This is a genomic window from Chryseotalea sanaruensis (genome assembly GCF_003990915.1).
GTDB classification, from domain to species: Bacteria; Bacteroidota; Bacteroidia; order Cytophagales; family Cyclobacteriaceae; genus Chryseotalea; species Chryseotalea sanaruensis.
The window spans coordinates 262,671-283,110 of sequence record NZ_BHXQ01000002.1 but is presented as its reverse complement, the minus strand read 5'-3'; the positions used below and the strand labels follow the sequence as shown (position 1 = coordinate 283,110).

Below are 20,440 nucleotides of genomic sequence, written 5' to 3'. Positions count from 1 at the left end.
TTGAATATTGAATTTTAAATCTTGATTTTTACGTCATGCTATTTTCTTTTTTGATTGCTGGATTTTCAACTTTTTTGCACCCACTCCATGTTAGTGTAACCGAAATAAAATTCGATGCTAAAGACAAAGAATTAGAGATAACAACACGCATTTTTTTGGATGATTTAGAGGAAGCCATCAGGAGGGAACGTAAACAACCGAACCTGGATATTACCCAACCTGGTGCCGGATTAACGACAGATCAATTGCTGGTTGAATATCTGACAAAAAAGCTGGAAATTAAAGCGGATGACAAAGCGGTTAAAATCACCTTTTTAGGGCATGAAATTGAGGGGGACGCTGTCATTGTTTATGCCTATGCGCCAGGGGTTAAAAAAATTAAAGGTATAGAGGTAACGCATACTACCATTACTGAGCTTTATGAAGATCAGTCTAACCTGATACATGTAACCCGGGAGGGAGAAACCAAGAGCATGCGCCTTATGCGAAGCTTACCTACAGATAAACTTCAATTCGACTAACACTCAGCAACCTCCTGATATCATATTTCTTTGTTTCTTTGTTGCCTGAATTTATGATGCGACATCTGTTTACTTTTTTAGTTTTATGTGCTTTTGTTGTGGCCTGTACCAACAAAAGCAAAGAATGTGTGGATGCACCAAACGTTAGTGTGCAGGTAGAACTGCAAACGGAAGACTTAAGGGAAGTCATTCATACAATTACAGACAAACAATCACTCGTTGATATTTTAGGAAAGCACCAAGTGTTCCGCGATCAATTCCTGCACCGTTCCGAATATCCTGACGATTCAACTTTTATCAACACACTATATCAACGTTTTACTAATCCCTACTTCGACTCACTTTATTTCGAAACGCAGAGAGTTTTTGGAGATTTACAGGCATTAAGAGAAGAGTTTGAACAGGCTTTCACCAACCTTTATTACTACTATCCTGAATATCCACAACCAAAAATTCAGTTTGTAATCACAGGTCTCGATGGAGATTTGTATTTATCTGATTCGTTAATTATTGTAGGTGTAGACCATTACTTAGGTGCAGGTGCTAAGTACAGGCCACGTATGTATGAATATATTTTAAGACAATATATACCTGAAAATATAGTGCCATCCGTAATGCTTTTATATGGTATTGATACAAAGGTTAATGCCACCAACATGAACGATAAAACAGTGTTGGCAGATATGATTGCTTATGGTAAGTCATATTATTTCGCCAAACAAATGTTGCCATGTAAAGCCGATAGCATTCTGATGAATTACTCAGCAGGAGAAATAGCAGGCGCTAGAAAAAATCAGGATCTTATTTGGTTCAGGTTAGTAGAGGATGAAGTACTCTATTCAACAGCCAACATAATGAAGCAACGCTTTTTAGGCGAAAGACCCAAAACTGTTGAAGTGGGACCTGAGTGTCCGGGAAGAATTGCGCAATGGGTAGGTTGGCAGATCGTAAACAGTTATATGAAAAACCACCCTGATGTTGTACTGCAAGACTTAATGAAAAACCAGGATGCAGATAAACTCTTCAAAGAATCGAAGTATAAAGCGACAAAGCGTTAATGTAAATTTGAAATACAAATAAGATGAGAACAAAAATTGTAGCCGGTAATTGGAAAATGAACAAGAACTTTCAGGAAGCGAAAGCCCTGACCAGCGAGTTGCTTGGAATGATAAATGATGAAGTACAGGGAAATGTAAAAGTGGTACTATGTGTTCCCTTTCCCTACCTGGATGCTGTGCAAAACATGTTGGGCACACATAAACGCATCGCAGTGGGAGCACAAAATTGCAGCGAACATGTTTCGGGCGCCTATACAGGGGAGGTTGCAGCACCGATGTTAAAATCAATGGATATTCCTTATGTAATCATTGGCCATAGTGAGCGCAGACAATATTTTAATGAGGGAGGAGCCTTACTGGCGAAGAAAGTTGACATGGCAATAGCAAATAGCCTTACACCTATCTATTGCTGTGGCGAGCCACTGGAAGTTCGCGAACGCAATGAACATGAAGCACTCGTCCGCAAACAAGTAGAAGAAAGCTTATTTCATTTATCTGCGGAAGCTTTACAAAAGGTGGTAATTGCTTATGAACCTGTTTGGGCAATTGGTACGGGCAAAACAGCCTCAGCACAGCAGGCGCAAGACATGCATGCAGTTATCAGACAACATTTGGCTGGAAAGTACGGTAAAGCAATTGCTGATACAATTACCATTTTGTATGGAGGAAGCGTAAACGCAGGCAATGCCAATGAGCTGTTCTCTTGCCCTGACGTAGATGGAGGTTTGGTGGGGGGTGCCTCTCTTAAATCAAGAGAGTTTACCGACATAATCAAGGCCATGAAGGCTTAAAGCAATTTCTTCTGGATTTAACTGAAGGCCTTAAAGGAATATCAACTAACTTTGCACAAAATTTAACAGACATGTTCACAATTATTTTACAAGCACAGCAAGGCAACCCGTATATGCAGTTCATATTTTTCGGAGCCATTATTTTAGTGTTCTACTTTTTTATGATCCGCCCGCAACAGAAAAAGGCAAAGGATGCTAAGAAATTTCAGGAAGAAATTGGCAAAGGCGATTACGTAGTAACCATTGGTGGTGCACACGGTCGTATTGCAGAAATTGAAGACGATACCTTTATTCTTGAAGTAGAAAAAGGTGGTCGCATTAAATTTTCAAAAACAGCAATTAACATGGAAGCAACAAAAGCTGCTTCTGGTAAGAAATAAATGAGCATAATAGGATCGATATTAAACGTATTACGATTCAATAAAAAAAACTGGAAGGCTGTTGTGCTTTGCCTGATGGCAGCGACAGTCTTTTGGTTTTTTAATTCCCTAAATAAAACCTACACAACCATTCTGGCATTTCCGATTGAGTTTCAGTACGATCAGGAAACCTTTATACCTGTTGAAAATTTACCTCGTGAAGTAAAAATGAATGTTACAGGTATGGGCTGGTCACTTTTACGTAGAAGTGCAGGGGTAAAGGTACCTTCATTATTAATGCCCCTCGAGCGGCCCACAGATGTAAAAAAAGTAGTAGGCAGTTCACTTCCAATTGTTTTCGCATCGCAACTCCCAGACCTGCAAATTAATTTTGTGGCAACCGATACGCTACACATTGATATAGAACCCATAGATGGTCGTTGGCTTAAGCTAATGATGCCGGATTTGAGTAAGAATATTAGAGACGGCTATGGTATGGCAAGCAATGTAACCTTAACACCTGACAGTGTTTTTGTACAAGGGCCACGCAGAATTGTTCAGGGGCTCCCACATCCTTATCCCGTTGTTTATGATAGAAACAACATTGATGAAAACCAGGAGGGGACAGCCCTTGTCCAGTTCAAGCATCAACAACTAGTTGGCGAACCACAACAGGTATCCATATCTTTTAGCGTTGATAAATTGGTCGAGCTAAAAGACTCAGCCAAAGTGGCTTTAATAAATATGCCGGCAAGGGTACGCCCTGCCATAAGTATCGATCAAATACACTTTACAGTGTTGTTACCAGAAAGCAGTATACACACCAGTTATACCAAAGAAAGTATAACAGCCATACTCGACTTCAAGCAAACGCAGGCAGGAAAATCAAGGATTGCCCCGATCATCACTGGTATTCCACCGTTCTCAAAAATTATTCGTGTTGATACTGTTGAGGTATCGTATTAACAGCGGAACAACCCCTTTATACATTCGTTATTATGATTAAGCCCTTGCAAATAGGTATTACAGGCGGTATTGGTGCAGGCAAAAGCACGGTTTGTAAAATTTTTAATGTTTTGGGTATACCAACATACGATGCAGACAGCCGAGCGAAAGCACTTATGACCACCGATGGAATACTGATGGAGGGCATTAAAAAAGAATTCGGAACATTGTCCTTTAAAACAAGTGGTGAACTGAATCGGGAGTACTTGGCGACTGAGGTTTTTAGCGATGAGCAAAAGTTAAAAAAGCTCAACTCACTGGTTCATCCAAGGGTTGGGCTCGATTATGAAAATTGGTTGAAGGAACAAATCGGTGCACCTTATGTGTTAAAAGAGGCTGCCTTGTTAATTGAATCTGGTTCATACAAGACTTTAGATTATCTGCTTCTTGTCACCGCCCCCGAGCATGAAAGAATTGAGAGGGTTTTGGCAAGAGATAAGCATAGAAACAGAGAGCAAGTGAAAGAGATTATAAAAAATCAGTTAAGCGAGACTGAGAAAATAACATTAGCAGATTTCATAATAAATAATGATGGAAATCATTCATTGCTGGAACAAGTGTTGAAACTACACGATCAATTTTTACGAACATCAAAAAGAGAACAATAAATCACCATTTGATTATTTTTTAGAGCATGAGCATTTTAAGATCGATTTTTTTTATTGCACTAGTCATTGTTCTTCACGCCTGTGGCGAAAAAGCGAAGGGGCCAGCAGCAAATAACCGGCAAACTGGACCACTCGTAGTAGATGGATTTTTGGTATCAGCCGAAATATTGACGGATAATATTGAAGTGCCCGGCACGCTATTGCCAGCAGAAGAAACACAGTTGAGAAGTGAAGTCAGCGGACGAATTGTGCAACTTAACATTAATGAAGGTGCCAATGTGCAAAGGGGGGCCTTGCTTGTAAAACAATTTGATAACGATTTGCAAGCGCAATTGAATAAGCTTCAAGTTCAACTTAAAATTGCTATAAAAACCGAAGAACGTCAAAAAGAACTGTTGGCAATTAATGGTATAAGTCAGCAGGAGTACGACCTCACTGCTTTGCAGGTTGATAATTTGAATGCAGATATCGAAGCAGTTAAGATTTCAATTTCTCAAACAGAAATAAGAGCACCTTACACTGGTAAGATAGGATTACGAAATGTCAGTCTGGGTGCCTATTTATCAACCAACGATGTGGTGGCTACTATCCGACAGACTAATCAATTAAAACTAGAGTTTTCAGTACCGGAAAAATATGCTAGAAGCATTGACAAAGGGTATAAAGTTAAGTTTACAGTAGACGGTGGACTTGAGGAACACACCGGTGTTGTGATGGCAACAGAAAGTGGTGTTGATCAAGCAACCCGTACCCTACGGGTTAGGGCACTTGTAACTGGCAACAATCCGGAACTGGTGCCAGGTGTTTTTGCTAAAGTACAATTGCAAATGGGAAGTGCAACTAAAGGACTATTGGTTCCATCGCAGGCAGTAATTCCTCAAGCAAGAAACAAACAAGTAATATTACTTCGAGGCGACAGTGCCACATTTACTATTGTTGAGACAGGTTTGCGCGATTCTGCTTTTGTAGAAATCACAAGAGGACTGAGAGCAGGAGACACAATTATTACCACGGGTTTAATGGCCATAAGGCCAAATGCAAAAGTGAAGGTAGGTAAGTTAAATAAGTACCAATAGCTAGGGGCTTCATCTTTGATGTATAACTGTGCATGATGGCTTAGCAGTAAACACAAAGAAGTAGCGCAAAGCTTCAAAATATATACTATGAATATTTCGGAATTAAGTTTGAGGAGACCGGTGTTGGCAGTTGTCATGAACATCGTTTTGGTGTTGTTTGGGATCATAGGATTTAACTCACTTGGTGTGCGCGATTATCCGGCCATCGATCCACCAATTATTAGTGTAAATGCATCTTATCCTGGAGCAAATGCAGATATTATTGAGTCACAAATTACTGAACCACTTGAGAAGGCTGTTAATGGTATACCGGGTATTAGAAATATAACATCTTCGTCAAGCGTAGGCCGAAGTAATATTAATGTAGAGTTTGAATTGGGCGTTGACCTGGAGGCAGCAGCAAATGATGTACGGGATAAAGTATCACAAGCAACACGGTCTTTGCCAGATGATTTACCTGGCCCACCAGTAGTATCAAAAGCAGATGCTAATGCAGGAGCAATTATTACCATGACAGTGCAGAGCACTACCCGAAATCCACTGCAACTCACAGAGTATTCAACTAATGTTTTGGTAGAAAGATTGCAAACTATTCCAGGTGTAAGTGGTATACAAATTTGGGGAGAGAAACGCTTTGCTATGAGGATATGGTTAGATCCGGCTAAGCTTAGTGCTTATAATATGACTGCGTTAGAAGTACAGCAGGCGTTGAATAGAGAGAATGTTGAACTACCATCAGGTAAAATATCCGGAAACTCCACAGAGTTAACTGTGCGAACTTTCGGCAGATTATATACAGAGGAAGATTTCAGTAATGTTGTGATTCGCTCGACTCCAGAAGGTGATATACGCTTAAGGGATGTTGGGCAAGCAATGTTGGGTCCTGAGAACGAAGAATCTGTTTTGCGTGAAAGTAACATTCCCATGGTGGGTCTTGCAATTGTTCCTTTGCCTGGTGCCAATTATGTATCTATCTCTGACGAATTTTATAAAAGACTAGAACAGATTAAACGTGATGTTCCTGAAGATATCTCCCTAAATATCGCACTAGATCAAACAGTATTCATTAAGAGATCAATTACCGAAGTAGAAGAAACACTAATCATTTCTTTCCTGTTGGTTGTACTTATTATTTACTTATTCTTCCGTGATGCTATTATTGCCTTTCGCCCACTTATTGACATTCCCGTCTCGCTGTTAACAACTTTCTTCATCATGTATTTGTCGGGCTTCTCAATCAACGTATTAACCATGTTGGGTATAGTGCTGGCTACTGGTTTGGTGGTAGATGATGGTATTGTGGTGACAGAAAATATTTACAAGAAGCTTGAAGGAGGTATGAATAAATATCAGGCTGCACTTGAAGGGTCAAAAGAAATTTTCTTTGCCGTTATTTCTACCTCAGTTACACTAGCTGTTGTATTCTTGCCGATCTTGTTCTTAAAAGGTTTTACAGGGCGGTTATTCACAGAGTTTGGTGTGGTCGTGGCAGGAGCGGTTTTAGTTTCAGCTTTTGTGTCGTTAACACTTACACCAGTACTCAGTGTTAAGCTTACACGTTCAAATCACAAACACTCCTGGTTTTACAATGTTACCGAACCCTTCTTTGCAGGTATGGAGAATGGTTATAGTCGATGGCTTAGTTCTTTCATGAAAGTGAGATGGGTAGCACTTGTTATCATTTTAGTTTGCTTTGTCGCAGCTTACCTGATAGGCACTAACATTCAATCTGAATTAGCGCCTATGGAAGATAGAAATCAATTCAGAATTTCACTTACGGCACCGGAAGGCACTGCTTACGATTACATGGATACTTATGTAAAGGAAGTTGTAGACTTTATTATGGACTCTGTTCCTGAATATCGCACAGCTCTTTCTGTTACAGCACCAGGTTTTACAGGTTCAGGTTCTGTTAATACTGGTTTCGTGCGAGTAACACTAGTAGACCCGCTAGATCGTGAATACTCGCAGCAAGAAATAGTTGATAGGGTGAACAGTAACTTAAAAAATTACCCGCAGGGCAGAGCATTTACTTTGCAAGAGCAAACCATTTCAGCTGATAGAAGAGGAGGTTTGCCTGTGGCCTTTGTTATACAGAATAATAACTTTGAGAAGTTGCGTACCGTGCTCCCTCAGTTTTTAGAAAGGGCAAATGCAAGTCCGGTTTTACAAACGGTTGATGTTGATTTGAAATTCAATAAACCTGAATTAAAAGTTCAGATCAACAGATTAAAAGCAACGCAATTAGGTGTTAGCGTTCAGGATATTTCCCAGACACTTCAATTAGCCTACAGCAATTTGCGTTTCGGTTATTTTACACGCGAGGGTAAACAATATCAGGTTATTGGTCAGGTAACACGCATCAACCGCGATGATCCAGCCGATTTAAAAAGTTTGTATGTGCGAACACGCTCAGGTCAATTAGTATCAATTGATAATCTTGTTACGGTAGAAGAAAGCACAACACCACCAACCCTTTATCACTTTAATCGTTTCAAGTCTGCAACTATATCTGCGGGGTTGGCACCAGGCAAAACCATTGGCGATGGTATTAAAGTAATGGAGGAGATTAAAGCTGAATTGCTGGACGACACCTTCACAACTGCTCTGGCCGGTAGTTCGCGCGATTTTGCCGAAAGTTCAGGCAATATAGCCTTTGCTTTTGTGCTTGCACTTATTCTTATCTACTTAATCTTAGCTGCACAATTCGAAAGCTTTATCGATCCACTTACCATTATGTTTACAGTGCCCCTTGCCATTTGCGGAGCATTAATTTCCCTTTACATATTTGGACAGACTTTAAATATTTTCTCACAGATTGGTATGATCATGCTAATTGGTTTAGTAACAAAAAATGGTATTCTAATTGTAGAATTTGCCAACCAAAAACGTGAAGAAGGTATAGATCGTATTCAAGCAGTTTTAATGGCTTCACGCATGCGCTTACGACCTATTTTAATGACGAGTCTTGCCATGGCATTAGGATCGTTGCCACTAGCCTTATCGTTGGGCGCTGCATCGACAAGCCGCCAACCACTCGGTATTGTTATTGTAGGCGGCATTTTGTTTTCACTTATTCTCACACTATTTGTTATTCCTGCCATGTATACTTTCTTATCGCGCAAGCGTGCTCATGTTGAGTTTGATAAGTTAGTAGCAGAGCCTGAAAAAAATACATTGGTTTATGAAGCGTAGTTTTATAGTAATATTTTTAGTTTCCGTTTTTACTTCATGTTTTTCGCAGGATGTAGTTACACTAGAGCAAGCCATTACTTTAGCGCTTGAGAATAACTATGATGTACGTATTGCCCAGACTAATTTAAAAGCAGCAGCAACAGATAATGATTATTCTTTTGCTGCGTTTTTACCACAGCTCAATGCAGTTGGCAACTATACGGTTAATGACACAGATCAGGAATTCAGATTTGAGAATGCGGCAAATAACAGAAGTGGTAATGCAAAAAGCATTTCTTACGGAGGTTCTTTACAACTCGTTTGGACTTTATTTGATGGCACACGCATGTTTGCAACACGTGAGCGGATTGAACAGCTCGAACGCCAGGGGTCATTACAAGTAAAAGAGCAGATGGTAAATACCATTGCTGCCATTATTACTAACTATTATGATGTTATCAGGCAGAAACAACAGCTCCGCGCTATACAGGAGCAGATGTTGGTAAATGAAGAACGCGTAAAATTGGCAGAGCGTAAACTTGAGGTTGGTATTGGTGCCAAACCAGAATTGCTCCAGGCACGTGTTGATTTGAATGCACAGCGCGCCAGCATTGTACAACAGCAGACCCTCATTGTACAACTAAAGGAGAATCTGAATACCCTATTAGACATGAAGCTCCCAGTTGTTTATGATGTAGCTGATACGATTTTAATTAACACTTCGCTGCAACGAGAAGAAGTTTTTGATAAGGTGAACACTGGTAATTACAGTCTTTTAGCTACACAAAGAAGTTTATTCATTTCTCAGTTGACTATGCGCGAACGTAAAGCTGAGCGTTTGCCTATCTTAAATTTTGTAAGCTCATATAATATTACGCACAACGATAATGTTCGTTTAATTAATCCATTCTCAGCGCTGCAAAGCGATTTCCAGGGTTTTAATTATGGACTAACATTGAATATTCCAATTTTAAATGGGTTTAATACACAACGACTGGTACAACAATCTAAGATTGTCTATGATCGTCAGCAATTACTATACGATCAACAACGTACCACGGTAAGTGCTGCTGCGCGCAATGCTTACATTAATTACCAGAATGCACTAACTATTTTAGCTATTGAAGAAGAAAATATTTTATTGGCTAAAGAGAATGTCAGCATTGCCTTAGAAAGTTTTAAAAGAGGCAGTACCACCATGATTGAGTTACGCACAACCCAACAAAGTTTAGAATTAGCCTACAACCGCTTAATTAACGCACGCTACAATGCTAAAGTATCAGAGACAGAGTTGTTAAGATTAAGTGGAGCCTTATTGAAATAGCATTTATTGCAGTATTTTGAGTAGCTTTTTTCCTATTGATAAGCGTCAAACAGATTAAAAAAAACATACAATCAAAATCCTGCAAATCTTAAAATCCCTTTCATCCTGATCCAGATATAATTTATTTGTATCAATCCCCGCTCAAAGTTTATCACAAAAGGGCCAATAGAGTTATTTTTAAGTAATAGAGCACACACCTAATTTATAAGGTATATGCTGATGCATACTTTTTTACTATCTATCAGGTTTATCAAAGCTACACTATGCTTTTTAATCCTTTTTAGATGGGCAAATTTCCACACTACACACAACTAGACCAAATGGACTGCGGTCCTACGTGTTTGCAAATGATTGCAAAACATTATGGTAGATCATACACCATAGGAGCGCTTAGAAAGAAATCTTTCATTACACGCGAAGGCGTTTCATTGTTAGGCATAAGCGATGCAGCAGAAGCTATAGGTTTTCGTACCCTTGGGGTAAAAATAAACTACCACCAACTCCTAACCGAAGCCCCACTTCCCTCTGTTGTTCACTGGTATCAGCGACACTTTATAGTGGTGTATAAAATCACAAATGATAAAGTTTTTGTGGCTGATCCATCTTCCGGTTTGCTGACATATAGTAAAAACGATTTTTTGAAAGGTTGGTTTTCTACAATCGATAGCGGACAAGATGCGGGCATTGCCTTACTCCTACAACCTACACCAAAGTTTTTTGAAAACGGAATAGAGACAGAAGCTGAACAGAAGGGTGGAATCAAACTGCTGTTTGGCTACCTCAGCCTGCATAAAAAGCTCATGCTTCAGTTGGTATTAGGTTTACTCACAGGCAGTTTAATTTCGCTTACCCTGCCTTTTCTAACGCAGTCTATTATTGACATCGGTATTAACACCCAGAACGTTCAGTTTATCTATCTGGTGTTAGCCGGTCAGTTCATGTTATTCTTTAGCAGAATGGCCGTAGATTTTATTCGCAGGTGGATACTCTTGCATTTAAGTACACGCATTAACATTTCTCTTATTTCAGATTTTTTGGTAAAACTCTTTAAACTACCCATGCCTTTTTTTGAAGGTAAAATGATAGGCGATATACTAAGGCGCATAGAAGATCATACACGCATCGAACAATTTATCAGCACCTCATCGCTGAGCATCCTGTTTTCGTTTTTCAATTTTATAGTGTTCAGTATTGTGTTGGCCATTTACCACATACCCATGTTTTTGGTTTTTGCTGGTTTTAGTGCCTGCTACATAGTCTTTGTGCTTTTGTTTATGAAAAAACGAGCAGCACTGGATTACAAACGCTTTCAGCAGATGGCTGACAACCAAAGTTCATTAATACAAACTGTGCAGGGCATGAGTGAAATTAAAATGAACAATTGCGAAACACAAAAGCGCTGGGAGTGGGAACGCATACAGGCAAAACTATTTCACATTAACGTAGCTTCTACAAAATTACAACAGTATCAGGATGCAGGCAGCTTATTTTTAAACGAAAGCAAAAACATGCTCATCACTGTTATGGCGGCCTTTGCGGTAATAGAGGGCAGCATAACCCTGGGTATGATGTTGGCCATACAATATATTATCGGCCAACTGAATGCACCCATACAAGAATTTATTGCCTTTACCCGCGCCTACCAGGATGCTAAAATAAGTTTAGAGCGCATTAACGAAATTCAACATGAGAAAAATGAACAAGACGACTCAGTCCATACAGGTTTTACTTTTAATACCACTGCTAACGCTTCATTAATACTCCATAAGGTCTCCTTTCAATATGAGGGCCCACATTCCCCTAAGGTATTAGATGATATTGATTTAGTTATACAAGAAGGGAAAATTACCGCCATAGTGGGCACAAGCGGTAGTGGTAAAACTACCTTAATGAAGCTCCTACTCAAATTTTATAAACCCACAGACGGAAAGATAAACCTTGACGCTGAAAACATGGAGAATATACGTACTGCGGAGTGGCGAAAAATATGCGGCACCGTTATGCAAGACGGATATATTTTCTCCGATACCATTGCACGCAACATATCCTTGGCGGATGAAGAAATAGACGCTAAAAAACTGCGCCATGCCGTGCAAATAGCCAACATAGAAAGTTTTATAGAAGGCTTACCCTTGGGTTATAATACTAAAATTGGTAGTAATGGTGTGGGCCTTAGCCAAGGGCAAAAGCAACGCTTATTAATAGCACGGGCAGTATATAAAAATCCTCAATACATATTTTTTGATGAAGCCACCAGTGCGCTGGATGCCAACAACGAAAAAACGATTATGGAAAATTTGAACCAGTTTTTTAAAGACAAAACAGTATTGGTAATAGCACACAGACTAAGTACAGTTAAAAATGCCGACCAGATAGTGGTATTAGAAAAGGGTAAAATAGTAGAGGTAGGCTCTCACGAAGAATTAACAACCAAAAAAGGTTTTTACTATGAGTTAGTAAAGAATCAATTGGAGTTAGGGAATTAGAAATTTAGTGTAACATAAATATTTTAAGTAATGAGTCTTTTAAAGGCAATCGATAGATTACAGAGGCTAGACTATTCTATCCGAACAAAAACCACGGGAACAGCGAACGAGTTTGCTAATAAGCTCGGAATTTCCAGAAGTACTTTAATGGAGAATCTTGCCGAGATGAGGGCACTAGGGGCTGAAATATGTTTTTGTCACCATAGGAAGACCTACTTCTATTCTAATGATTTTAAATTACTAATTGGAGATAGAAGTTTAGACAATATAAAGGGGGGCGATGCAGAATTATATAATAATTACGCAAGAAAATTTTACCAGTCCGATGCCACCGGACACCCATATATTAATTTAGTTCAATCTATTTAATGATCGCAACATTAAATCGATCCATTGTTAAAATGACACTGGAATGTTTAATTAAAATTTAGGAAAATGAAAAAAATTAAATCATTGGAAGAACTAAAAAAATTTGAGATTAAAAATCAACTTGGTATTCGAGGTGGTCAGTATTGGGATACTTCTACTACTCTTAATGGAGAGGTAAAGAGAGATCATACTTGTCCTAATGGAAATGTGTTGATTGAACAATAACAAAAAAATAATTTTATGAAAAAAAGGATTAAATCAATTGAAAAATTCGAAAAATTCGAAATTAGAAATTTAAGAAGTATTCGCGGTGGTGAATATTGGGATACTTGGTATGTAGACTCTCAAACTCAACAAGGTTCTCGTGATCACCAATGTCCAAATGGTAATATACTCGTTGAAAAGTAATAATTTACCAACTATTTCATTAGGGCTGGTTTTGCGAACAGCCCTAATTTTTTATCTTAAAAAAATGATCAGACTGAGCTTATCAACAGTTGGGAAATCTATTTTATGCTTTTTAATATTAGAGGGGCATGTGTGTAATTCACAAAATTTAAAACCGAAATCGGAACCAAAACATATTTCTAAACAAATAAGCTTAATGTATGAAAATGATCAGAAGTATAGGGGATTCCTTGCATTTGGCGTAACAAGTAAGGAGAAATTAGATTCTTTAAACAAATTACCTAGAAAATTAATCTACAAATATACATTAGGGTTAGATAGAAATCTGATTGAAAAAGACACTGCTCTTCAAAAACTTAGTCTTAAACAGACGAAAATAGATTCGTGTAACGCTATATACTTAAAGAACTTAATTATTGAATTTGGTTGGCCTCTTGAAGAAAAATTAAGTTCTAAACTGACCACTGTTTTGTATCACATGAATGATTCGTGGATCAGAGAGATGTATCCAATATTGTTAATTGAAGTTAAGTCTGATAAAATGAATCCTTTAACCCTTGCCAATTTGTATGACAAATTTCTTTTAAGAAATAATCAACCAGAACTTTATCATACTCTATTGCTGCTTGGTAAGGATGGAAAAATAGCCAAGTCTTTACCGAAAGATATTGAAGCAACTAACAAAGCAAGGATTGAAATAGGCCTGAAGCCATTAAAATTAAAATAAGGATTATGGAAAAGGAAAGAGAAATATTCGACAAAAATTTATTTTCCTTACCAGTGAGTTTTAAATTTCTAAGAGTTTATCCAAAACTTAAAAGGATTGAATTTTCTATCTTTGTGCCAATGAAAAAATATTCCACAAATAATTATCCTGTTCATAGTCATTACAAGCCAATATCAAAGATAGTTATTGAGGACTCGTTTAATGTTGACTCACCAGATGAACAGGAATAAATATTTTTTATTATATGCCTGCTGCATGCCTGTTAAGGGAGCCTCTAGAGGGATGATTTGTGATTTGCAGAGGAATGTCTTGATGGCTATACCTAATGAGATAATTGATATAATTCTAGATTGTAGGATTAAAAATTTTGAGCTTGTGATGATTGATTATGAGATTGAAACGAGGAACATTATTAAAGAATATATTGAAAATCTTATTACTGAAGAACTAGGATTTTGGACTTTTGAACCGGAGCGCTTCTTAGACATAGATTTTAAATGGGAATCACCATCCCAAATAACTAATGCAATTATTGATATAGATTCTCACTCAAGACATGATTTCGAGTCATTATTTAATCAATTAGATGAACTGGGGTGTAAGGATCTTGAATTAAGGTTTTTCTCGATTAAATCAGTTTCAGAGATTGATAAAATACTTTATCTTCTTAAGAACACTGCATTGAAGTCAGTCGAATTAATTATAAAGTATGAAAGTGAGTTTGAAAGAGATGAAAACTTAACTAACCTTATTATTAGAAATCCAAGATTATACAGAATCTTAGTGCATTCGGCCCCTTTTGGTCGAATAATAAATGGTCATAAGGGATCGTTTGGGGAAATGGGCAGAATAATTTATTCTACAAGTGAAGTTGATTCTTCAAATCATTGTGGTGCAATTCATGTTTCTAATTTTAGTGTTAATATAGAAACCTATAGCGAATCCGTTAATTTTAACAGTTGCCTAAACAGAAAGATTTCCGTAGACTCAAAGGGATACATAAAAAATTGTCCTTCTATGGTTGTAGATTATGGTAATATCAATGACACATCCCTTCATTCTGCTTTATTAAGAAAAAATTTTAAAGCAATATGGGAAATAAACAAAGATAAAATTGATGTTTGTAAAGACTGTGAATTCAGATACGTATGTACAGATTGTAGAGCATACATCACTGACTCAAATGACATTTATAGTAAACCTTCAAAGTGTAGGTACGATCCTTATAAAATGAAATGGATTTAATTGGCCAATTTTAATCACTAAGTCCTGCTGTTGGATATTTCTATTAGGTGCTCCGCAATTTTCCTATCAAGGTGGTAGTTACATTTTTTTGATAAATTATCATACTGCCCTATAGGATTAATTTCAAGAAAATAGAAATCTCCTTTTTTGTCAACAACAAGGTCAATTGATCCTGAATTTAGTTTCAGACTTTTCATAAGTTTTCCAAGCCTATTTTGAATATTGTTTGGTATTGAATATGGAACGGATCTTAGAGGTTTTATTGAAGGGCTTCTGAAATCAGTGAGAGTCTCTTTATTAAGTTGTGAAAACATAGCCATAGAGTAAAAACTTCCATTAAGATAAAAGCTTCTAATTTCGTACTCCTTATCTATCTTTTCTTGGAAAAGCGAAGGAAAAAAAGTATCTGATATATTGTCGATATCTTGTTCTAATAACTCCTCTGCTAATGAGCTGTAGGTTGCTTCGTTCAAATTAAGTTCTATTGTCCTATGTACTCCTTTTGTAATAATACTACCCTTGGAATTGTAGAAATTAATAAGCTCAAATTTTTTTGAGGTTATCATTGTAGAAGGGACAAATAGTCCAACGCTTTTTGCTCTTTCTAGAATTATGATTTTATTTAGGTCGTCCAATATTTTAGGATTGCCAATACCGGGAAGATTTTCAAATATAAAATTGTAAATGAAAGTTCTTATTGAATTCCATTCTGTTTCTAAATATGTAAGTACGCTTTGATCAATACCTTTTGTGTTTTTAATTTTATATTTCAGATTTCCACGTCTATACCAGTAGGCTCTGATTTGATTATAATTGAATTTATGATCTGTTAAATCAATTGTAAATTTAGTTTGGTTTAAATTTTGAATGATAATCAAATTTTCAATTTGATTATCATTTAGTCGTATCCAAGATACCTCATAGTAATTAAGCCAGTCAATGACCTCACATGTGGAAAAATCCTGTTCTTCTGAAAAAATTAATATCATTTTTAGTTTTTTAAGTCAACTACCTTGTACACTTTTATTATTTTTAACTTATTGTCGATCAATTAAAAACTTATTATCTTCTTAAACTGATAAAAAAACCTTTCCAGCAACCTCAAATCTTCAGTAATAATTTCTGTAGTACCACTAAGTTGCTGGCGGAATGCCAACTGTTTTTTTTGAGTGGTCACCAATGTTTGTGGTATTTCTAAAATAAGTTGGTACTTACCCTCAACTGGCAGCTCTGCAATGTGCGCCACCTTTCCCTTTAGCATACCAAATTCTGCAAAGGGATAATTGTCTAAGCGTATGTTTACCGCTTGCCCTTCTTTTACCTTTCCCGCTCCCAGTATGGGCAGCTGTGCTCTTGCTATAACTTTTCCTTCATGGGGAATAATGCTAAAAATCTCCTTTGCAGCACTGACAAAAAGGTTGTTCTCTAAAATCCCATTAAAACACAAGCGGCCTTCAGTGGGTGAGATAAACAAGTAATTTTCCTTCCAGGTTTTAATCTGGCCGAGAAGTATTTCGCGGGTACTCAGTACGTCTTGCTCAAGTCTATAATTTTCCTCACGTTTCTTTATCTCTGTATCATCAAGCTGTTTGCGTAAATCATTCATCTGGATTTCGTTACTAACCAATGCGCTATACGCATTTTGTGCGAGCCTTTGCTGCTGCACCCAGGTTGCTTTCGCATTTGTAAAATCAAGTGTTGAAAGCACTTCCTTTTTGTAAAGAATAGAGTCTGTTTTAAAACGCTCGTGCGCCAATGTTAACTCTTGACTAGCAAGCACTTGTTGTTTTGCTAAAACACTTTTTAGCCTGGAGTAAGTCTTTAGTTGTCTATTAAGTTGTTCAAGTTGAAGATCAAATGATTTATTATTCAGAAAATTATCTAAAGCAATTTCAGCCTTTATGGTGTTGGCATAAGCATTTTGCAGATCGCCAAGATTAACATGATCTGAGTTAATAATCAGCTTCTGTTGCTGCTCTAGCACTGCTTCTAGCCCAATCACAGCAAAAGGATCAGCATTACTTTTTAAGTAAGCAATAGGCTCGCCTGCTACTACTGTTTCATTATCTTTTTTTAATAAGGTAATGTTTCCACTTTGTCGGCTAACCAAACTGTAAGGCGATGGATCCGTAGTAATAACAACAGTGGCCTGTAGCACATCAGGGTAGCGAATAAACCACGAAATGCCTAGTAGAGATATGAGTGCACAAAAAATAATGCTAGTACCAACTCTGATTAAACCGCCAGGTATAGTGCTGATAATTTCTTGAACTTCAACACTACGTATTTCGTTTTGTTGAGCCCTGCTAAATTCTTCCATAAAGACACTTGTATAAAGTGTGGGAAAATACAGGACTCAAAAGATTTTGCGCCTTCTAATTGAGTCTATTGATATTGTAAAACGTTCTATTATTGTGTAACGCTGCCTTCAGTTGTTTCTTCGTAAGCCTTATCCGTCACCCAAAAATTATTAAAGCCTTCACCTACTTGTATGCCGATTTTACCAGCAGCCAGCATTTCAAGAATAGAAAGAAAGTTAAAGATAAGCGCGATGCGTGAATTGCTATATTTTTCAATCAACTCTATAAAGGGCACGCGTTGTCTGGCTTTCACTTCGTTCAAAATAAAATCTTTTTGCCCGTCCATCGTGTAGGGATATTGAATCACTTGGTGAACAGGTTTATTTTTTTCTGCATCAAAGCGCTTTAACACTTTTTCAAATACACTCATCAACTTAAATACATCAACATCTTGCAGCTCGGCTTCTACATTGGTGCTCTCTGCTAAAGCTCTTAATTCTTTTGTTAGGTTGCCACGTCTCTCTTTCAGTAGTTCGGTCTCTTCCATCTTTTGAAAATTCTCCATTACTGATTTATACTTTTTGTACTCCATCAAGTGGCGCACTAATTCTTCACGTGGGTCAATTTCATTGCCCTGCTCGTCAATTTGAGGGCGTGGTAAAAGCATCTTGGATTTGATGCGCATTAACGTTGCGGCTACCAAAATAAATTCGCTTGCTACCTCTATATTCAACACTTCCAATTGACGTATGTAGTCTAGAAAATCATTCGTGATTTTTGAAATAGGAATATCATTGATGTCTAATTCATCTCTTTCAATGAAGAATAGCAACAAATCGAAGGGGCCTTCGAAAAGTGGTAGTTTTATCTCAAAATTTTCCTGTGTCATAGCAGCCAATTGGGAGGGCAAAATTAAGCAGTATTTTCAGCTTTTGCCCTTAGGAAGATAGAGATTCTGTAATTATATACCTTTGTACCCTTATTGTTGCTCAGATATTGAATTTCAGGGTAAAACACTTACTTTCATTATCTGTTTAACATAAATACAAAATGAGGTAACATGTTAATTACTCCTGGTCCGCTACTTTCTGGTATTAATTCACCCGATGACGTTAAAAAACTTGATCAGGTACAACTTGTGCAGTTATGCGAGGAGTTGCGCCAATTCATTGTAGATAATGTTTCTGTTTATGGAGGCCATTTTGGCGCCAGTTTGGGCGTTGTGGAGTTAACAGTAGCCCTTCATTACGTTTTTAAGACACCTTACGATCAATTAGTTTGGGATGTAGGCCACCAGGCTTATGGGCACAAAATTTTAACCGGACGCAGAGATAGTTTCCATTCAAACAGAGTTTATGGCGGTATTTCAGGCTTCCCAAAGCGTAAAGAAAGTGAGTATGACACCTTTGGTGTAGGTCACTCTTCTACATCAATTTCTGCCGCCTTAGGTATGGCCATGGCCTCCAAATACATGGGTATTGAAGATAAACAGCATGTTGCCATTATTGGCGATGGTGCTATGACAGGAGGTATGGCTTTTGAAGCCATGAATCATGCTGGCGTATCTGACTCCAATATTTTGATTATCCTGAACGACAACTGTATGTCGATTGACCCAAATGTGGGTGCATTAAAGGATTATCTGACAGACATTACAACCTCAAAGGTTTATAATAAATTAAAAGATGAGGTTTGGAATATGCTTGGCAAACTCCCTAACCTTGGGAAAAATGCTCAGGAAATTGTGAGCAAAGTAGAAAATGGCATCAAATCAACATTACTAAGTCAAAGTAATCTTTTTGAATCGCTTAATCTCCGTTATTTTGGACCTGTAGATGGTCATGATGTGGACCATTTGGTGCATGTTTTAAATGATCTGAAAAATATAAAAGGCCCCAAACTACTACACTGTGTTACAGTGAAAGGAAAAGGCTACGGCCCTGCTGAAAAGGGTAATGCTACAACCTGGCATGCACCGGGCACTTTCGATAAAATAACTGGAGAAATTCATAAGAAAACTTACGAAAAGCCTCAAGCGCCTAAATATCAGGACGTGTTTGGTCACACCTTGGTAGAATTGGCTAAGGCCGATGATAAAATCATGGGTATTACCCCGGCTATGCCTTCAGGTTCTTCCATGAATATTATGATGAAGGAGATGCCTGACCGTGCTTTTGATGTGGGTATAGCTGAGCAACATGCGGTTACATTTTCTGCCGGCCTGGCTACCCAAGGCCTTATTCCTTTTTGTAACATCTATAGCTCTTTCATGCAACGCGCGTTTGATCAGGTTGTGCATGACGTTTGCATTCAAAATTTACCAGTAAACTTCTGCCTCGACAGAGCTGGTTTTGCTGGTGCTGATGGCCCTACACACCATGGTGCATATGATATTGCCTACATGCGCTGCATTCCCAATATGATTATTGCTTCACCAATGAATGAAGAGGAGTTGCGTAACCTCATGTTTACTGCTGCAAAGCCACGAAAGGAAAATGCTTTCAGCATTCGTTATCCTCGCGGACAAGGTGTAATGCCTAACTGGCGCTTACCCATGCAGGAAATAGAAATAGGCAAAGGCAGAAAATTAAGAGAAGGAGAGGATCTAGCTATTCTTACAATAGGCCACATTGGAAACTACGGTGTTGAAGTCTGTGATAAGCTGGAAAAACAAAACGTTCATATTGGACACTACGATATGCGTTTTGTAAAGCCTTTGGATGAAGTTATGCTGCATGAAATTTTTAGCAACTACACCAAGATAATCACGGTTGAAGATGGTTGTGTGCAAGGAGGCTTTGGCAGTGCAATACTAGAGTTTATGGCAGAGCACAACTATAAGGCAGAAGTCAAATTACTTGGTATTCCTGATGCAGTTGTAGAGCATGGTGAGCAATTAGAGTTGCACAAAGAATGTGGTTTTGATCCGGAGGGAATTGAACGAACCGTAATTGAAATGTTAGAGCTGGTTTCAAAAATTACGCTATAA

Annotated in this window: 20 protein-coding genes; 17 read left to right on the top strand and 3 right to left on the bottom strand. The window is 37.9% G+C overall.

Translation table 11 applies throughout. The features are described from left to right. Nucleotides 1–35: 35 nt before the first annotated feature. From SanaruYs_RS05685 to gwsS, 16 genes are all read left to right on the top strand, one after another. Nucleotides 36–521 (top strand): DUF6702 family protein, encoded by a 486-nt coding sequence (locus SanaruYs_RS05685; protein WP_127121565.1) that lies wholly within the window; start codon nt 36–38, stop codon nt 519–521. 53 nt (nt 522–574) lie between these two features. Further along, entirely contained in the window at nt 575–1,579 is a 1,005-nt protein-coding gene (gldB, locus tag SanaruYs_RS05680; protein ID WP_127121564.1) for a gliding motility lipoprotein GldB, read from the top strand. A 23-nt stretch (nt 1,580–1,602) separates the two neighbouring features. Then, the gene (tpiA, locus tag SanaruYs_RS05675) at nt 1,603–2,370 is read left to right on the top strand and encodes a triose-phosphate isomerase (protein WP_127121563.1); all 768 of its coding nucleotides are present in this window, start codon (nt 1,603–1,605) and stop codon (nt 2,368–2,370) included. 71 nt (nt 2,371–2,441) lie between these two features. Continuing rightward, on the top strand, nt 2,442–2,750 hold the full coding sequence (gene yajC / locus SanaruYs_RS05670) for a preprotein translocase subunit YajC (RefSeq protein ID WP_127121562.1): 309 nt from the start codon (nt 2,442–2,444) through the stop codon (nt 2,748–2,750). Then, nucleotides 2,751–3,695, top strand: a complete 945-nt coding sequence (locus SanaruYs_RS05665; protein WP_127121561.1) for a YbbR-like domain-containing protein — start codon at nt 2,751–2,753, stop codon at nt 3,693–3,695. 32 nt (nt 3,696–3,727) lie between these two features. Next, nucleotides 3,728–4,342 carry a dephospho-CoA kinase gene (coaE, locus tag SanaruYs_RS05660; protein WP_127121560.1) on the top strand — a complete coding sequence of 205 codons (615 nt, stop codon included), beginning with the start codon at nt 3,728–3,730 and terminating at the stop codon, nt 4,340–4,342. Nucleotides 4,343–4,368: 26 nt separating this feature from the next. Then, nucleotides 4,369–5,418: an efflux RND transporter periplasmic adaptor subunit gene (locus SanaruYs_RS05655; RefSeq protein WP_127121559.1), complete on the top strand. Its 1,050-nt coding sequence runs from the start codon at nt 4,369–4,371 to the stop codon at nt 5,416–5,418. A gap of 87 nt (nt 5,419–5,505) precedes the next feature. Then, nucleotides 5,506–8,613, top strand: a complete 3,108-nt coding sequence (locus SanaruYs_RS05650) for an efflux RND transporter permease subunit (RefSeq protein ID WP_127121558.1) — start codon at nt 5,506–5,508, stop codon at nt 8,611–8,613. Next, entirely contained in the window at nt 8,603–9,916 is a 1,314-nt protein-coding gene (locus tag SanaruYs_RS05645; protein ID WP_127121557.1) for a TolC family protein, read from the top strand. The genes SanaruYs_RS05650 and SanaruYs_RS05645 overlap by 11 nt, the downstream gene beginning before the upstream one ends. Before the next feature lie 284 nt (nt 9,917–10,200). Next, a complete protein-coding gene (locus SanaruYs_RS05640; RefSeq protein WP_127121556.1) occupies nt 10,201–12,402 on the top strand; it encodes a peptidase domain-containing ABC transporter in 2,202 nt (733 codons plus the stop codon). Nucleotides 12,403–12,432: 30 nt separating this feature from the next. After that, nucleotides 12,433–12,771, top strand: a complete 339-nt coding sequence (locus SanaruYs_RS05635; RefSeq protein ID WP_127121555.1) for an HTH domain-containing protein — start codon at nt 12,433–12,435, stop codon at nt 12,769–12,771. A 66-nt stretch (nt 12,772–12,837) separates the two neighbouring features. After that, nucleotides 12,838–12,996, top strand: coding sequence for a hypothetical protein (locus SanaruYs_RS20070; RefSeq protein ID WP_160118592.1), 159 nt, complete (start codon nt 12,838–12,840; stop codon nt 12,994–12,996). A gap of 15 nt (nt 12,997–13,011) precedes the next feature. Then, entirely contained in the window at nt 13,012–13,179 is a 168-nt protein-coding gene (locus SanaruYs_RS20065) for a hypothetical protein (RefSeq protein WP_160118591.1), read from the top strand. 64 nt (nt 13,180–13,243) lie between these two features. Next, nucleotides 13,244–13,906: a hypothetical protein gene (locus SanaruYs_RS05630; RefSeq protein ID WP_127121554.1), complete on the top strand. Its 663-nt coding sequence runs from the start codon at nt 13,244–13,246 to the stop codon at nt 13,904–13,906. Between the two features lie 5 nt (nt 13,907–13,911). Then, nucleotides 13,912–14,136, top strand: coding sequence for a hypothetical protein (locus tag SanaruYs_RS20060; protein ID WP_160118590.1), 225 nt, complete (start codon nt 13,912–13,914; stop codon nt 14,134–14,136). Beyond that, entirely contained in the window at nt 14,123–15,151 is a 1,029-nt protein-coding gene (gwsS, locus tag SanaruYs_RS05625; RefSeq protein WP_160118589.1) for a grasp-with-spasm system SPASM domain peptide maturase, read from the top strand. Before SanaruYs_RS20060 ends, gwsS begins: the two co-directional genes overlap by 14 nt. Before the next feature lie 17 nt (nt 15,152–15,168). Here gwsS and gwsG read toward each other — a convergent pair whose 3' ends face one another. The 3 genes from gwsG to SanaruYs_RS05610 all read right to left on the bottom strand — a co-directional run bounded on the left by gwsG (nt 15,169) and on the right by SanaruYs_RS05610 (nt 18,340). Further along, nucleotides 15,169–16,140: a grasp-with-spasm system ATP-grasp peptide maturase gene (gene gwsG, locus SanaruYs_RS05620; protein WP_127121552.1), complete on the bottom strand. Its 972-nt coding sequence runs from the start codon at nt 16,138–16,140 to the stop codon at nt 15,169–15,171. Between the two features lie 62 nt (nt 16,141–16,202). After that, nucleotides 16,203–17,471, bottom strand: a complete 1,269-nt coding sequence (locus SanaruYs_RS05615; protein WP_127121551.1) for an HlyD family secretion protein — start codon at nt 17,469–17,471, stop codon at nt 16,203–16,205. Between the two features lie 89 nt (nt 17,472–17,560). Continuing rightward, nucleotides 17,561–18,340, bottom strand: a complete 780-nt coding sequence (locus SanaruYs_RS05610) for a segregation and condensation protein A (RefSeq protein ID WP_127121550.1) — start codon at nt 18,338–18,340, stop codon at nt 17,561–17,563. Nucleotides 18,341–18,511: 171 nt separating this feature from the next. On the opposite strand from SanaruYs_RS05610, the gene dxs reads away from it, so the two are divergent. After that, the gene (gene dxs, locus SanaruYs_RS05605; protein WP_127121549.1) at nt 18,512–20,440 is read left to right on the top strand and encodes a 1-deoxy-D-xylulose-5-phosphate synthase; all 1,929 of its coding nucleotides are present in this window, start codon (nt 18,512–18,514) and stop codon (nt 20,438–20,440) included.

Excerpts from the sequence above, each read along its gene's own strand:
- coaE (WP_127121560.1), top strand. The coding sequence starts at position 3,728 with ATGATTAAGCCCTTGCAAATAGGTATTACAGGCGGTATTGGTGCAGGC.
- SanaruYs_RS20070 (WP_160118592.1), top strand. The coding sequence starts at position 12,838 with ATGAAAAAAATTAAATCATTGGAAGAACTAAAAAAATTTGAGATTAAA.
- SanaruYs_RS20065 (WP_160118591.1), top strand. The coding sequence starts at position 13,012 with ATGAAAAAAAGGATTAAATCAATTGAAAAATTCGAAAAATTCGAAATT.
- SanaruYs_RS05615 (WP_127121551.1), bottom strand. The coding sequence starts at position 17,471 with ATGGAAGAATTTAGCAGGGCTCAACAAAACGAAATACGTAGTGTTGAA.
- SanaruYs_RS05645 (WP_127121557.1), top strand. The coding sequence starts at position 8,603 with ATGAAGCGTAGTTTTATAGTAATATTTTTAGTTTCCGTTTTTACTTCA.
- SanaruYs_RS05650 (WP_127121558.1), top strand. The coding sequence starts at position 5,506 with ATGAATATTTCGGAATTAAGTTTGAGGAGACCGGTGTTGGCAGTTGTC.
- SanaruYs_RS05655 (WP_127121559.1), top strand. The coding sequence starts at position 4,369 with ATGAGCATTTTAAGATCGATTTTTTTTATTGCACTAGTCATTGTTCTT.
- gwsG (WP_127121552.1), bottom strand. The coding sequence starts at position 16,140 with ATGATATTAATTTTTTCAGAAGAACAGGATTTTTCCACATGTGAGGTC.
- SanaruYs_RS05610 (WP_127121550.1), bottom strand. The coding sequence starts at position 18,340 with ATGACACAGGAAAATTTTGAGATAAAACTACCACTTTTCGAAGGCCCC.
- SanaruYs_RS05665 (WP_127121561.1), top strand. The coding sequence starts at position 2,751 with ATGAGCATAATAGGATCGATATTAAACGTATTACGATTCAATAAAAAA.
- gldB (WP_127121564.1), top strand. The coding sequence starts at position 575 with ATGATGCGACATCTGTTTACTTTTTTAGTTTTATGTGCTTTTGTTGTG.
- yajC (WP_127121562.1), top strand. The coding sequence starts at position 2,442 with ATGTTCACAATTATTTTACAAGCACAGCAAGGCAACCCGTATATGCAG.
- gwsS (WP_160118589.1), top strand. The coding sequence starts at position 14,123 with ATGAACAGGAATAAATATTTTTTATTATATGCCTGCTGCATGCCTGTT.
- SanaruYs_RS20060 (WP_160118590.1), top strand. The coding sequence starts at position 13,912 with ATGGAAAAGGAAAGAGAAATATTCGACAAAAATTTATTTTCCTTACCA.
- tpiA (WP_127121563.1), top strand. The coding sequence starts at position 1,603 with ATGAGAACAAAAATTGTAGCCGGTAATTGGAAAATGAACAAGAACTTT.
- SanaruYs_RS05635 (WP_127121555.1), top strand. The coding sequence starts at position 12,433 with ATGAGTCTTTTAAAGGCAATCGATAGATTACAGAGGCTAGACTATTCT.
- SanaruYs_RS05640 (WP_127121556.1), top strand. The coding sequence starts at position 10,201 with ATGGGCAAATTTCCACACTACACACAACTAGACCAAATGGACTGCGGT.
- SanaruYs_RS05685 (WP_127121565.1), top strand. The coding sequence starts at position 36 with ATGCTATTTTCTTTTTTGATTGCTGGATTTTCAACTTTTTTGCACCCA.
- dxs (WP_127121549.1), top strand. The coding sequence starts at position 18,512 with ATGTTAATTACTCCTGGTCCGCTACTTTCTGGTATTAATTCACCCGAT.
- SanaruYs_RS05630 (WP_127121554.1), top strand. The coding sequence starts at position 13,244 with ATGATCAGACTGAGCTTATCAACAGTTGGGAAATCTATTTTATGCTTT.